General features: G+C 67.8%; 13 protein-coding genes. 4 read left to right on the forward strand and 9 right to left on the reverse strand.

The window, feature by feature from the left end; all coding sequences use genetic code 11:
- The first annotated feature begins 27 nt into the window (after positions 1-27).
- The 3 genes from flgM to DFO63_RS01025 all read left to right on the forward strand — a co-directional run bounded on the left by flgM (position 28) and on the right by DFO63_RS01025 (position 1,980).
- The gene (gene flgM, locus DFO63_RS01015) at positions 28-333 is read left to right on the forward strand and encodes a flagellar biosynthesis anti-sigma factor FlgM (RefSeq protein ID WP_005409579.1); all 306 of its coding nucleotides are present in this window, start codon (positions 28-30) and stop codon (positions 331-333) included.
- Positions 330-668: a FlgN family protein gene (locus DFO63_RS01020; RefSeq protein WP_014037132.1), complete on the forward strand. Its 339-nt coding sequence runs from the start codon at positions 330-332 to the stop codon at positions 666-668. The genes flgM and DFO63_RS01020 overlap by 4 nt, the downstream gene beginning before the upstream one ends.
- A 91-nt stretch (positions 669-759) precedes the next feature.
- Positions 760-1,980 carry an ATP-binding protein gene (locus DFO63_RS01025; RefSeq protein ID WP_014037133.1) on the forward strand — a complete coding sequence of 407 codons (1,221 nt, stop codon included), beginning with the start codon at positions 760-762 and terminating at the stop codon, positions 1,978-1,980.
- Between the two features lie 94 nt (positions 1,981-2,074).
- Here DFO63_RS01025 and DFO63_RS01030 read toward each other — a convergent pair whose 3' ends face one another.
- Together DFO63_RS01030 and DFO63_RS01035 are read right to left on the reverse strand one after the other, a co-directional pair.
- The gene (locus DFO63_RS01030; RefSeq protein ID WP_119006226.1) at positions 2,075-3,847 is read right to left on the reverse strand and encodes an EAL domain-containing protein; all 1,773 of its coding nucleotides are present in this window, start codon (positions 3,845-3,847) and stop codon (positions 2,075-2,077) included.
- Positions 3,848-3,851: 4 nt separating this feature from the next.
- Positions 3,852-5,954 (reverse strand): PAS domain-containing sensor histidine kinase, encoded by a 2,103-nt coding sequence (locus tag DFO63_RS01035; RefSeq protein WP_119006227.1) that lies wholly within the window; start codon positions 5,952-5,954, stop codon positions 3,852-3,854.
- 130 nt (positions 5,955-6,084) lie between these two features.
- Here DFO63_RS01035 and DFO63_RS01040 point away from each other — a divergent pair, with 130 nt between their 5' ends.
- A complete protein-coding gene (locus tag DFO63_RS01040) occupies positions 6,085-8,844 on the forward strand; it encodes a GGDEF domain-containing phosphodiesterase (protein WP_101765421.1) in 2,760 nt (919 codons plus the stop codon).
- Between the two features lie 383 nt (positions 8,845-9,227).
- Here DFO63_RS01040 and DFO63_RS01045 read toward each other — a convergent pair whose 3' ends face one another.
- From DFO63_RS01045 to DFO63_RS01075, 7 genes are all read right to left on the reverse strand, one after another.
- Complete coding sequence (locus tag DFO63_RS01045) at positions 9,228-9,734, reverse strand: hypothetical protein (RefSeq protein WP_049445399.1); 507 nt, start codon at positions 9,732-9,734, stop codon at positions 9,228-9,230.
- Between the two features lie 137 nt (positions 9,735-9,871).
- On the reverse strand, positions 9,872-10,219 hold the full coding sequence (locus DFO63_RS01050) for a hypothetical protein (protein ID WP_101765423.1): 348 nt from the start codon (positions 10,217-10,219) through the stop codon (positions 9,872-9,874).
- Positions 10,220-10,316: 97 nt separating this feature from the next.
- On the reverse strand, positions 10,317-10,532 hold the full coding sequence (locus DFO63_RS01055) for a hypothetical protein (protein WP_014037139.1): 216 nt from the start codon (positions 10,530-10,532) through the stop codon (positions 10,317-10,319).
- A gap of 98 nt (positions 10,533-10,630) precedes the next feature.
- On the reverse strand, positions 10,631-11,821 hold the full coding sequence (locus DFO63_RS01060; protein ID WP_049445390.1) for a methyl-accepting chemotaxis protein: 1,191 nt from the start codon (positions 11,819-11,821) through the stop codon (positions 10,631-10,633).
- 173 nt (positions 11,822-11,994) lie between these two features.
- A complete protein-coding gene (gene hflD, locus DFO63_RS01065; RefSeq protein WP_032127363.1) occupies positions 11,995-12,609 on the reverse strand; it encodes a high frequency lysogenization protein HflD in 615 nt (204 codons plus the stop codon).
- Complete coding sequence (mnmA, locus tag DFO63_RS01070; RefSeq protein WP_049445387.1) at positions 12,606-13,748, reverse strand: tRNA 2-thiouridine(34) synthase MnmA; 1,143 nt, start codon at positions 13,746-13,748, stop codon at positions 12,606-12,608. The genes hflD and mnmA overlap by 4 nt, the downstream gene beginning before the upstream one ends.
- Positions 13,745-14,206, reverse strand: a complete 462-nt coding sequence (locus DFO63_RS01075; RefSeq protein ID WP_049445384.1) for an NUDIX hydrolase — start codon at positions 14,204-14,206, stop codon at positions 13,745-13,747. The genes mnmA and DFO63_RS01075 overlap by 4 nt, the downstream gene beginning before the upstream one ends.
- Between the last annotated feature and the right edge of the window lies 1 nt (position 14,207).

Raw genomic sequence — 14,207 nt, forward strand, 5'->3', positions numbered from 1 at the left:
TTGTGAACGGCAACTCCAGGACACCCCATGAGCCAGAAAATCGACGGCAACCTGCAGGTCCCCCAGGCACTGCGCAGCGTGACGACCCCGGCCAACAAGCCCGGCGTCAGCACCGATGCGGCGGCGCGCCCGGTCGAGGCGGCCGACAGCCTGCGCCTGACCGGCGAGGCCACCAATCTGCAGGCCATCGAGCGTGAGCTGACCACCGCCCCGGCGATCGACGCCCAGCGCGTGGCGGCCGTGCGCGAGTCGCTGCAGAACGGCACCTACAAGATCAATCCGGACGCGATCGCATCGCGCATGCTCGATCTGGACCAGCAGCTGCACGGATGACTGCGGCGATGAGCGAGCCGCTGCAGCGTCTCGCCCAGGCCCTGGACGTTGAGCGCCAGGCCCTGGTCGAGCACGACGTGCACGCCCTGATCCGGGCCACTGGCGCCAAGCTGGAAGCGCTGCGTGCGCTGGAAGGCGCGCCACCGGTGGGCGAGGGCGAACAGCTGCAGGAACTGGCCGAGCGCAACCGCGCCAACGGCGTGCTGCTGTCGCGCCGCCGCCGCGAGGTGAACTGGGCGCTGCGCCAGCTCGGCCGCACCGAAGACGCCTCGGCCTACGATGCCAAGGGCCAGTCGCACACGGTCAGCATCGGCCGGCCACTCGCCGTCGCCTGACGCGACGGCGGTCGCACAACTCCTCCCGGCGGGCTGAAGCCCGCTGCATGACCGCGTATATTGGGCGCCTGTTCGAACGCCCCGAGTTGCCGTGTCCGCTGCCAACGCCCTGGTTACCGCCCCCCTTCCGCCGCAGCCGGTGCTGCAGGCCCTGCTTGAGCGCCTGCGCGAAGGCCTGCTGCTGTTCACCGATGACGGGCAGGTGGCCCTGGCCAATCCGGCCGCGCAGAACCTGCTGGCCAGTGGCGAGGACGGCGGGCTGCCGCCGCCGCAGCGGCTGCGCGAACTGCTGCCCCCCGATGCGCTGGAACAGGCTCGCCAGCACGGCCACTGGAATGGCAGCCTGCCGCTGGGCGAGGGCGTGGTCATCGCCCACCTGTACCATCATGGCCCGGTCGGCGAAGGGCATTTCCTGGCCCTGTTCCGCCACATCGAAGGGCAGGAAGACTACGAGCGCGAACTGCAGCAGCGCCACGCCGAATTGCGCCAGGCCTACCTGCGCCTCAATGGCACCCAGGAAAAGCTGCTGCAGTCCGAGAAAATGGCCTCGATCGGCCAGCTGGCCGCCGGCGTCGCGCACGAGATCAACAACCCGATCGGTTACGTGCACTCCAACCTGGGCAGCCTGCAGGAGTACCTGCGCAGCCTGTTCACCGTGATCGAAGCCTACGAGCGCGCCCTGCGCGCGCCGGACCCGAAGGCATTGATTCCGGAAATCGACGACATCCGTGACCGCCTGGACATCGATTTCATCAGCCGCGACCTGCCGCAGCTGATGGCGGAATCGCGCGAAGGCATCGAGCGTGTCACCCGCATCGTGCGTGACCTGAAGGACTTCTCGTATTCCGGCCGCGACGAATCGTGGAAGCTGGTCGACCTGCACGCGGGCCTGGAATCGACCATCAACATCATCTGGAACGAGCTCAAGTACAAGGTCACCCTGGTGCGCGAGTTTGGCCAGTTGCCGCTGGTGGAGTGCCTGCCGTCGGAGTTGAACCAGGTCTACATGAATCTGCTGCTCAACGCCGGCCATGCCATCGCCGAGCGCGGCACGATCACCGTGCGCACCGGCGTCGATGGCGATCACGTGTGGGTTGAATTCGAAGACACCGGCGGCGGCATCTCGCCGGAACTGCGCCAGCGCATCTTCGACCCGTTCTTCACCACCAAGCCGGTGGGCAGCGGCACCGGCCTGGGCCTGTCGATCTCCTACAGCATCATCAACAAGCACCACGGCCGCATCGACCTGGACAGCACCCCGGGCGTGGGCTCGCGCTTCCGCGTGGTGCTGCCGGTGAAGCAGCCGCGCTGACCGCACCTGGTAGTGCCGGCCGCTGGCCGGCAACCTCATCCAGCCAGGCACCCCAGAGCAGCCGGCCAGCGGCCGGCTCTACCGGAGGGGATCATCACCGCAGCGGCCGATCCTCGCCACCATCGCCGGTTTCCACCGGCGCCGGCCCGGCATTGCTGCGGCGCTGTTCCTCGTAGGTGCGGAACGCCTGGTGGATGTGCTTGCGCAGCTCGTCGTCGTTCCACGGCTTGGTCAGGAAGCGATAGATCGCGCCGCGGTTGATCGCATCGGTCACCGTGTTCAGGTCGGTATAGCCCGACAGCACCAGGCGGATCGTATCCGGGTACAGCATCTTCACCCGGCCCAGGAACTCGGTACCGCTCATGTCGCTCATGCGCTGGTCGGACAGGATCACCTGCACGTCGTTGATCGCCAGCAGATCGAACGCATCGCGTACGTTGCCGGCCGCCAGGATGCGGTAGCCGTCGCGGCGGAACAGGCGCACCAGCGAGCGCAGCACGTTCTCCTCATCGTCCAGCAGCAGCAGCGTACGGTCCGGGCGCGTCTCTGCGAAGGCTTCCGGACGCAGGTAGCGGCGGCGCAGGGTCATGCCGGCGGCATCGGCCGACATCGGTTCGCCGAACAGGTAGCCCTGGAACACATCGCAGTCGTTGCGGCGCAGGAAGCCCAGCTGGGCCTGCGATTCCACGCCGTTGGCGATCACGGTCATGCCCAGCTGGTGGCCCATGGCGATGATCGCGCGGGCGATGGCCGCCTCGCGGTTGCCGGCCGGCGCGCTCTTGATGAAGCTGCGGTCGATCTTCAGCTTGTCCACCGGGTAGCGCACCAGCGCGCTGAGGCTGGAGTCGCCGGTGCCGAAGTTGTCCAGGCTCAGGCTGATGCCTTCGTTGCGCAGGTTGGCCAGCGTTTCATGGACGAAATTGACGTTGTTGGTCAACGCACTCTCGTTGATTTCCAGCGTCAGCATCTGCGCAGGTACGCCCGCCGCCTGCAGCAGGGACATCACCTCGGCGAAGAAGTTCGGCCGCAGCAGCTGCAGGGTGGATACGTTCACCGCGATGGTGAAGTCATCGAAGCCCTGGTCGCGCCACAACCGCGCCTGCTTCAACGCGCCTTCCAGCACCCAGGTGCCGATCTGCACGATGATGCCCAGCCGCTCGGCGGTGCGCATGAAGCGCTCCGGAACCAGCATGCCCAGGGTCGGCGACTGCCAGCGCAGCAGCGCTTCCATGCCCACCACGTGGCCGTCGCGGGCGCTCACCAGCGGCTGGTAGCGCAGTTTCAGCTCGCCATTGGGAATGGCATCGACAATCTGGCGCGCGATGATGCTCTCGCTGTGCGCGCTCGGCGGGGTGTCCACCGCATGGATGCGCACGGCATTGCCGCCTTCGCGGGCGGCCTGGTACAGCGCATCCTCGGCATGATCGAGCAGGCGCGACGTGCTGCTGGCATGCTCCGGGCACAGGCTTACGCCCAGCTTGCCGGTCATGAACAGCGTGTACGGCAGCACTGACAACGGCAGCTCCATCTGCTGGCGGATCTCTTCGGCGAAATCTTCCGGCAGCGGCAGATCCGCAGTGCGCGGCACCGCGATCAGGAATTCGTCGCTGCCATGCCGCCACAGCTTGCCGCGCCCGCGCAGGTAGGACTGCAGGCGCTGCGCCACCAGTACCAGCGCCTGGTCGCCCACTTCGGCACTCATGTTCTCGTTGACCGATGCGAAGTGGTCGATGTCCACGTGCATCAGCATCAGTGAGATGCCGCCGGAGGCCGCCTCGGCAACCATCGCCTGCAGCTCGGGGTTGCCGGCGCCAAGGCGGTCGGGGGCATCATCGATGCTGACCGGGGGCAGGTTGGGATTCCACATAGGCTCAGTATTCCGGTGAATCGACGGCAGCCATGCTGGCCGCCTGGTAGGGGAGGTGGACGTCGATCAGGGTGCCTTCGCCATGCGCGGATTCGATCCGCACGTGGCCACCGACGCTCTGTGCGCGCTCGCGCATCACGATCAGGCCCAGGCCGCGCGGGCCGTCCGGATCGAAGCCCTCGCCATCATCGCGGATCTGCAGGTGCAGGCCGCGCTGGCCGACGTCGCGCAGTTGCAGCAGTACCTGGCTGGCGCGTGCATGGCGCAGCGCATTGGTCAGGCTTTCCTGCGCGATGCGGAAGCAGGCTTGTTCGATGCTGTTGTCGGGGCGATGTGGCAACGGCTCGATCTCGGCCAGCAGCTCCACCGGCGAAGAGCGGAACAGCACACGCGCCTGCCAGCTCAGCGCTGCCTCCAGGCCCAGTGCATCCAGCTGCGGCGGGCGCAGCAGGGTGGAGATGTCGCGCAGTTTGGCCACGGTGGTGTCGGCCAGGCTGACGATCTGCGCCAGATCCTCGCCACGGCGCTTCGGATCGTCCTCATCCTGCGCCGCATGCGCCGACAGCTTGATCGCGGTGATGGCCTGGCCGATGTCATCGTGCAGGTCGCGCGAGATCGCACGACGCTCGTCCTCCTGCAGCGAGAACAGCCGCCCGGCCATCGCCTGCAGTTCGCGGTTGCTGGTTTCCAGCGCGCTGCGGGTGCGTTCGGAATCGCTCAGGTCGCGCACGATCAGCAGCTTGCAGTCGCGGCCGCCGTAGCGCACTTCGCCCACCGCCAGGCCGGCATGGAAGCTGCGGCCGTCGCCACGCTGCATGGCCACCACGCTGCTGTGGCCGGGCCCCAGGTGGGGTTGGCCGGCACGCAGCTGGCTGCGCACCCGCGGCAGGTCGGCGGCAGCGACCAGGGCCGACAGCGGCTCACCCAGCAGGGTGTGGCTGCCGTAGCCGAACAGGCCGGCGGCCCAGGCGTTGGCGTACAGCACATGCTCGTCGGAGAGGATCACCACACCGTCGGGCAGTACCCGCACCAGCTCGCGGAACTGTTCCTCGCGCTCGCGCAGCAGGCGCCGCGACTGCTCGCGCTCGGTCACGTCCTGCAGCGTGCCCAGCACACGGTTGCGGCCGGCTTCGTCGATACCGCTGGCCGCCCGCAGGTGCACCATCAATGCCCGGCCGTCCATCGACAGCAGCGGTAGCAGCACGTCCACCTGCACCGGCTCGCCGCAGCACAGTTCGGCCAGCAGCTGTTCGGTCTGGGTGGCCGTGGCCGGGTCGGCCGGCACCAGCAGCTCGTCGAAGCGGTGCCAACGGCGGGCCTCGGGCGGGCGGCGGCCGAGCAGGCGATAGACCTGGTTGGAGTAGCGGCCCAGCCCGGTGGATGGATCCAGCTCCCAGGCGCCGATGCGGGCCAGCTCATGGGCTTCCTCCACCCGGGCCAGCGCCTGGTCGCGGCGCAGCTGGGCCAGGTCCTCGGCGGTGCGGTCGATGGCGATCAGCAGGCGGGCGTTGTGGCCGTCGTAACTGATGGCGTTGGAGCGCAGTTCCATCTGCCGCAGCGAGCCATCGCGCAGCTGCAACTGGGCGCGCAGGATGCACAGCTCCTCGGGTGCTTCGCGGATCGCCTCCAGCTTGGTCTGCAGCGCCTGGTCCTGACCCGGCGGCCACAGGGCGTCGATGGTCTGTTCCAGCAGCTCGTCGCGGTCCCAGCCGAAGGCACTGCAGGCGGCGGGGTTGGCATCGAGGATCGCCAGCGTGTCCAGGTCGTAGACCAGGATCGGCCCGGGGTTGCCCTCGAACATCTGCCGCAGGCGCAGCTCGGAGGCCTGCTGGCGCGCATGGGTATGCAGCACGTGTTCGGCCAGCGGGCGCAGCAGCAGATAGAGCAGGCCCGCGCTGGCCAGCGCGAAGAACGAACCCTTCAGGCCCTGCCAGAGGGCTGCCTGCTGCGGGTCCGGCACCAGCGCCTGCACCACGCTGTCGGTGGAGATCATCCAGGCCAGCGCCATCGCCAGGTAGCTCAGCACCACCCGGCGCCGGTCGCGGCTCAGCGCCTGCGCCATCCGCGGGTCGGGAACTGGGGCGTTGCCGGTCGGTTCTGCGGGCATGGACGGGGCGGGTGAAAGGGGCGCCGGTCATCTTACCCCGCAGCGTGCCGTGACCACTCAATTATCCGCCGCAGGCGCCGTTAACCACTGCGTGCCCCGCTGACGGGCGTGTCATCCGGAGCAAGATCGCGTGGACCAAGGGATCATCGCCAGCCTGCTGCAGCACCCGCTTGCGTCGGCGCTGGTCATCGTCGACCGTACCGGGCGCCCACTGGCGGCCAACCCGGCTGCGCGCGAGCATGGCCTGCCAGCCACCGTGGCTGCCTATGCGCCGATGCTGGAAGATCTGCGCCTGATGGCGGCCGATGGCGGCATCGTGGCCTGCACGCTGCCGGGTGGCCCGCGTGGACACTACGACGGTCACCTGCGCGCCGTGCACGACGGCGCCGGCAATCTGCTGGCGTTCACCCTGAGCATTCCCGAGCCGGTGCCGGTCGACGGTGGTGGGCGCTGGGAACTGGCACTGGACAGCGCCGGCCACAGCCTGTGGGACTGGGACATCCCCAGTGACCGCGTGGCGCGCACGCCGGCGCTGGGCGACGAGACCGCCACCGAAATGCTGTCGCGGGTGCACAGCGAGGACATCGCCCAGGTGCGTGCCGCGCTGGACGAGCACCTGCGTGGGCGCAGCGAGCAGTACAGTGCGCAGTTCCGCTTCCGCCAGGCCGACGGGCAGTGGCGTTGGGTGTTGGATCGCGGCCGTGTGGTTGCGCGCACCGCCGATGGCCAGCCATTGCGCATGGTCGGTACACATACCGATATCGAGCAGCAGAAGCAGCTCGAATCGCTGCTGCAGGAACAGCAGCTGCACCTGAGCGAGGCCCAGCGCATCGCCAGCATGGGCAGCTGGTCGTTCGACCCCAACAGCGGCCACTTCTGGTGGTCGCCGGAGCTGCGCTCGCTGCTGGCGCTGGAGCAGGGCGCCGTGCCCGGCCAGCGACGCTGGCTGAAGCAGCTGCACCCGCGTTCCCGAGGAGTGCTGCGCGCGGCATGGCGGCGCCTGTGGCGTGACGGCCGGGCCGCCAATCTCGAGCTGGAGCTGACCCGCGGCCATGAACCTTCGCAGCATCTGCGCCTGTGGATGCAGCCGCTGCTGGACATGGACGGGCAGCCCAAACGCCTGCTCGGCCAGGTGCAGAACATCACCGAGCAGCACCAGACCGACGCGTTGATCCGCTGGCGCACCGAGCTGCTCAACCGAGTTTCCGCGCTGGGCCGCATCGGCGGCTGCGAGATCGAGGTACAGACCCGGCACATGCAGTGGACCGAGGAGTGCTATCGCATCCATGGCCTGCGCAAGGAGCCGATCACCCTCGATCAGGCGATGGCGCTGTATACCGAAGACTCGCGCGATGCGTTCGAGGCGGCGCTGGTCCGCATCGCCGGCGGCGGCCTGCCCGAGCAGCTGGACCTGTGCTTCTACCGCCAGTCCGGCCTGCGTGTCTGGGTGCAGGTGCTGATCGAGCTGGATCGTCGTGATGGCCTGCCGCCGCGCTTCGTGGTGCTGTTCCGTGACATCACCCGCGAGCGCGAGGCCAACGAGCGCATCGAGCTGCTGGCCCACTACGACCTGCTGACCGGCCTGCCCAATCGTGTGCTGCTCGGCGAACAGACCGCCGAAGCCATCGAGGAAGCGCGCGACCGTGGTACCTCGCTGGCGATGCTGTTCATCGACCTGGACGGCTTCAAGACCATCAACGACAGCTTCGGTCACGCCACCGGCGATGCGCTGCTGAAGGCCGCCGCTACCCGCCTGCACCAGAACCTGCGCAACAACGACCTGTTCGGCCGCTTCAGTGGCGACGAGTTCATCGTGGTGCTGCGCGACCTGGCCGAGCCGGAAGACGCTGGGCATGTCGCCCGCAAGCTGATTGCCTCGCTGGCCGAGCCGCTGCGCCGTGGCGAGACCACGTTGAAGGTCGGCGCCAGTGTCGGCATCGCGATGCTGGGCGATGCCCAGACCGACTTCGATTCACTGCTGCGTGCCGCCGACGCCGCCATGTACGCGGCCAAGGAAGCAGGACGCAACACCTACCAGTACTACAGCCAGGACGCATTGGCCCGCATCCAGCGCAAGCTGGAGCTGGAGCACGCGCTGCATGGCGCGATCGAGCGTGAAGAGTTCAGCCTGGCCTACCAGCCGCTGCTGCACGCGCACCAGGGCGAACCGCCGGCGATCGAAGCCCTGCTGCGCTGGCACCGGCCCGGCATCGGCTACTGCAGCCCGGCCGAGTTCATACCGATTGCCGAGAAGTGCGGTGAGATCGTGCGCATCGGCGACTGGGTGCTGAATGAAGCCTGCCGCCAGGCGACCGCGTGGGACCGCGCTGGACTGCGCTTCGACCGCATCGCCGTCAATGTATCGGCGGTGCAGCTGCGTGATCGTGGCTTCGCCGAACGCGTGATCGAGATCTGCCATGCCCATGGCTGGCCGCCGCAGCGGTTGGAGCTGGAGCTGACCGAGTCGGCATTGATCCGTGACACCGACATCCTGCGCCATTGCTTCGATGTGCTGGAACGGCACGGCGTGCCGCTGGCGGTGGACGACTTCGGTACCGGCTTCTCGAACCTCAATTACCTCAATCGATTCCCGGTGGGGCGCCTGAAGATCGACCGCAGTTTCGTGCAGGGCATGCTGCATGACTCAGGCACGGCCGAAGTCACCCAGGCCATCGTGCACCTGGGCCACGCGCTGGGCATGAAGGTGGTGGCCGAGGGTGTGGAAACGCACCAGGAAGAAGACATGCTGCGCCGGCAGGGTTGTGACGAGATCCAGGGCTACCTGTATTCACGCCCGCTCAGCCCGCGTGACCTGGCGCAATGGCTGCGGCAGCAGCACCCGGCACCGGTGCGCACCGACGCCAGCAGCGAAGCCGTACTGGTGCGCTGACAGCCGGACGCTGGTGTAGCCCGGCTCTGGTGGGTGCCGATTTTGGTGGGTGCCGACCGTTGGTCGGCACGGATGCCCGCGCTCGCGATCATCCACGCATGGCGTGGATCTACTTCAGATACAGACACCTGCTCTGGTGGGTGCCGACCGTTGGTCGGCACTGATGCCCGCGCTTGCGATCATCCACGCATGGCGTGGATCTACTTCAGATACAGGCATCTGCTCTGGTGGGTGCCGACCGTTGGTCGGCACTGATGCCCGCGCTTGCGATCATCCACGCATGGCGTGGGTCTACTTCAGATACAGGCACCTGCTCTGGTGGGTGCCGACCGTTGGTCGGCACGGATGCCGGCACCTCGCGATCATCCACGCATGGCGTGGATCTACCTCGGAAACTCCGCCTTCAACTGCATGCGCAGCGCCTCGACGATGGCCGCGTAGCGCCGCTTCTGGACCAGATAGCTGGCCAGGAACAGCGGCAGCACCAGCAGCATGGGCGCCACCATCGGGCGCATCGCTACCAGCGGCAACAGCAGCAGTGACAGGATCGCCACGAACCAGCTGCACAGGCCGATCACCCGCACCTCGTGCCGTCGCGCGTTGAGTACGATGCGACCGCGCATCACCGGGAAGTAGCGCAGGCCGAAGCTCGGCGCGAAGCTCTCGCGGAATGCCATGCTGCCGTCGGGGAGCGCATGGAAGGCCAGGTGCAGCCATTTGTCCTGCGGCAGGTCACGTTCCAGGCTTCCCAGCGAGAGCCGGGCCTGCATGGCCGGTGACGCCGAGATGCGCTCATTGAACAGGGTGATGCCCCAGCTGAAATAGCCGGCCACCCAAGCCATCAGAAGGACGGTCTCGATCAGCAGCACTGCGATCAGGGCGATGGCCATCGGTCTTCCATGAGCGGGACCGGGGCATCATGCCACAACGATTTCGCCACCCCGGTAGATCCACGCCATGCGCGGATGTTGCGGCGAGGGCCAGACGTCACACCGGCGGATGAAAGCCATCCACGCATGGCGTGGATCTACCGGTTCATCAACGCAATGCCTGCAATGGAATAGCTGGCGATCAGCAGCCCGAACACGTACGCTGCCACGATGATCAGCCAATACGTCACCGGTTCGATCTCCCGCCATGCATCAATGGTGCCGGCGCGGTGGTGGCTTAGATGGACATGCCCGGTATTGATCGCACTTGCCGCCATCCAGGCGCACAGAAAGGCCATCAGCATGAAGAACAGGCTGCCGAACAGGAACGCGACAGGTCGATGCCGGGGCGGCCGCAAGGTGGCGTAGGCGGGACGCCAGGTGAAGGTGACCGCGATGAGCACCATCGCAGCAAATCCCAGCCAGGTCATGAACGTGGTGCTCATGCGACGACACTCCGTGTCCAGCCGTAGGGGGCGTGGGTGGATCATGCCATGGGTGTGGAACGGGTGGCGGTGAACGCCATCCACGCGTGGCGTGGATCTACTTCAGCGCTTCCCCATCCAACCCCAGGTCCCACGCCAGTCCCAGCAGCGCCTCATCCGCCCGCGACGGGCCAGGCCGCGCATCCGCCAGCTGCTGCAGCTCACGGATCTCCTCGCGTGCCACCTCTTCCAGCTGCTGCAGCTGCTCACGCACGCTCGCGTTGCGCGGGCGGTCGGTGTCGGCGAGGGAGGGCAGGGCACGGATCAGGGTCATGGTGCGCGTACAGGATGCATCCAACGGCAGGCTACAGGCAAAGGCCCCGGACGAACCGGGGCCTTGCGGGCTGCCGGCAACGGCAGCGGACATCAGGATCAGAACAGCTCGACCGTGCCAGCGCCCATGGTCTGCTGGGCGACCGGCTTGTGCGGCGGGCGCTCCCACTCACTGCGCAGTTCGCGCAGGCGGCTGCCGGTGCGCTGCAGGGCGGTGGCGATCTCTTCGTCGAACACGCCGCCATTGCGGTGCAGCAGTTCCTGCAGGGCCACCGCTTCGCGGTTGATCGCAGTCAGGCGGTCCAGGTGGGTGTGCACGCCGCCCAGCGCCTGGGTGGCAATGTCTTCGAACTGCAGGGCGCGCACGGCTTCGGCCACGCTGCCGTCGATCGAACGGGCGCACTCGGAGACTTCGCGCATGCCGTCGCCCAGCGAGGCATTGATCTGCGCGACGTTGTCGAGCATTGCCGCTGCTTCCTGGCGCGCTTCGCGGGAGCGGTCCATGTCACGCGAGGCCATGTGCGAGACCGTCTCGCGCACCTTGGCGATGGCGTCCTTGGAGCTGTGCGCCAGCTTGCGGATCTGCTCGTTGAAGGTGGTCGAGCGCTCGGACAGGTTGCGCACTTCGTCGGCGACAACCGCGAAGCCACGACCGGCTTCACCGGCACGCGCAGCTTCAATGGCAGCGTTCAGGGCCAGCAGGTTGGTCTGGTCGGCAATCGACTTGACGTCTTCCAGCAGCGCGAAGATGCCATCCAGGTGCTGCGCCATCTGGTCGATGTGCTGCACGGTGGTGCTGCTCTGGCCGCTCACCTGTTCCAGCGCTTCCACCAGCTGTTCCATGCGGTGGCTGGCGTGCTGGGCGAAACGGGCAACGTCGAGGCCGGCATTGCCTTCATCACCGGCGCGGTCGACGATGCGCGACAGGGCCTGGCTCTGCTGGCGCGACTTGCGGTTCATCGCATCGAAGCTGCCGCCCAGGCTGGACACGGCCTGGCGGATCAGGTCACGGGCGCGTTCCACTTCGCCGCGCGAGCCGTCGATTTCGTTGCCGACGAAGCTGCGCAGCTCGGTCAGCAGCTGGTCCTGCTCACGCAGGACACGGGCATGTTCCGGGGAGCGATGCGCCTGGGCGCGGGTGGTCCACCACGCAAAGCCGAGCCAGCTCAGCGTCATCGTGGTCAGGATCGCCCAGCGCAGGGCGGCCGGCCATTCGAAACCGATGGCGAAGGGGAGCAGCAGGGTCAGAGCCAGGGGGGCGGCCAGACGGATGAAAATGCGTGAGTACATGGACGTTCTCGGGAGGTGCACGGAGGATGTATCGGCCGTACCCCCTTTCTCTTTAACGTCGATGTGCCTCGAAGTGCATTCTGAATGCGCCGGTTTTCCGGCGCTGCCGGGCAACTCGGGGTCAAGCGGGGTCGGATCCCTTTTCCATGGAGAAGGGCTCTGACCCCATGGCCTCATGCCAGCTGGCGGTCCACGGCCTCGATCATCGCCTTGCGGCTGAACAGGAAGTCCCAGTAGCTGCCGCCCAGCTGGCGCCACAGCACCGCCGAGCGCACCGCGGCCAGCAGCAGGGCGCGGATCTCGGCGACCACACCGGCCTGGCCCAGGTAGTGCGGGTTGCCCTGCACCATCACCCGCGGCTTCAGGTGGCTGATGGTGTCGGCATACAGGCCGCCCAGATTGGCCAGTACGTCCGGGTGGCCACTGTCGCCCAGCTCGACGGCCTGGCGCTGGGCGCGCTCGATGCCCGAGGCGACCTTGTTCACGGTCGCCCCGTCCTGCACGAAGCGGCGCTCCAGCTGCAGCACCGACAGGGCCAGCTTGGGCAGGATCGGGTCCTGGCCCTGGCTGCGGAAGTAGTTGTGCAGCAGGCGCAGTCCGGCCTTCAGTGCATGGCGGTCACCGAACACCTCCTGCGGCGAGGACGCATCGACGCGGAACACGCTGTCCACGGCGGTGCGCACGGCGGCGGCGTCGGAATGGCCGGTATCGGCGATGCGGCGTACCTGCTGCAGGGCCTGGGCAATGCCGGCCAGGGCCAGGACGCGGTCGTCGACAGTGAAACTCATGCAGCGATTACCTCAAAAGGGGAAGGGGTGGTGCGCAGGCGCTGTTCCAGCGGCGCATCGGTGGCGGCGATCACCGCGCCGCCCAGGCACACATCACCGTCATACAGCACCAGCGATTGACCAGGGGTAACGGCGCGCTGCGGGCGCGCAAAGGTGACCAGCACGCTGCCATCGTCCAGCACCTCGACCGTACACGGCTCGTCGGGCTGGCGGTAGCGGGTCTGGGCGGTGCATTCGAAGCGCCGTGCCGGCGGTGAGCCGGCGATCCAGTGCGCGGTTTCCGAACGCAGGCGGTCGGACAGCATCCATGGGCTGTCGCGGTCCTGGTCCACGTACAGCACGTTGCTGGCCACATCCTTGCCGACCACGTACCACGGCGCGGCGGGGCGGCCACGCACGCCGCCGATGTTCAGGCCCTCGCGCTGGCCCAGAGTGAAATAGAACACGCCCGGATGCTCGGCAATCACGCTGCCGTCGGCCGGGTCGAGGATCTGGCCGGTCTTGGCCGGCAGGTAGCGGCCGAGGAACTCGCGGAAATCCCGCTCGCCGATGAAACAGATGCCGGTGGAATCCTTCTTGGCGTGGGTCGGCAGGCCGACGTCGCGCGCGATCCGGCGCAGGTCGCTCTTTTCCAGGTCGCCGATCGGGAACAGGGTGGCTGCCAGCTGTTCCTGGCCCAGCTGGTGCAGGAAGTAGCTCTGGTCCTTGGAGCGGTCGGCGCCGCGCAGCAGCAGCCACTGGTGGCCGCGCTGGGTCACCCGCGCATAGTGGCCGGTGGCGATGCGCTCGGCGCCCAGCTCGCGGGCGGCATCCAGGAAGTGCTTGAACTTCACTTCGCGGTTGCACAGCACGTCCGGGTTCGGGGTGCGCCCGGCCGCATACTCGGCCAGGAAGTGCTCGAACACGCCCTGCCAGTATTCGCTGGAGAAGTCGCGGAAGTGGAACGGAATGCCCAGCAGGCCGCAGACGGCTACCGCATCGCGGCGGTCATCCTCGGCGCGGCAGTCACCGCTGCCGTCGTCGGCCCAGTTCTGCATGAACAGGCCGGCCACGGCCTCGCCCTGCTGTACCAGGCGCCAGGCGGCGACCGAGGAATCGACGCCACCGGAGACGCCCACCATTACACGCGGAGTGCTCATGCGACCTCCCGGACCAGCGAAAGCGGATGGCGCTGGCCACCCAGGTAATCGGCCACCACCTGCCAGACCAGCGGGCTGCGCTGGCGCTCGCCGGCGGCCTGCAGCTCGGCCGGGGTCAGCCACAGCGCGCGGTCGATGCCAGTGTCCAGCGGCTGCGCCGGGTCATGCGAGACCGGGCGCGCCGCATAGCAGAAGCGCAGGAAGGTAGTGCCGTCGCCGGCGGTCCACTGGTAGCAGCCGATGAAATGGGTCAGCTGCACGGTCCAGCCGGTTTCCTCGCGGGTCTCGCGCAGGGCCGCCTCGGCCAGGCTTTCGCCCGGCTCGAGGTGGCCGGCCGGCTGGTTCAGCACCTGGCGGCCGTCGATGGTCTCCTCGACCAGCAGCACGCGGCCGCCGTCGATCACCACCGTGGCGACGGTGGCGTGCGGTGCCCAGCGCGGGTCCGGCGTGGCGTTCAAC

Source organism: Stenotrophomonas sp. AG209 (assembly GCF_003550055.1).
GTDB lineage: Bacteria > Pseudomonadota > Gammaproteobacteria > Xanthomonadales > Xanthomonadaceae > Stenotrophomonas.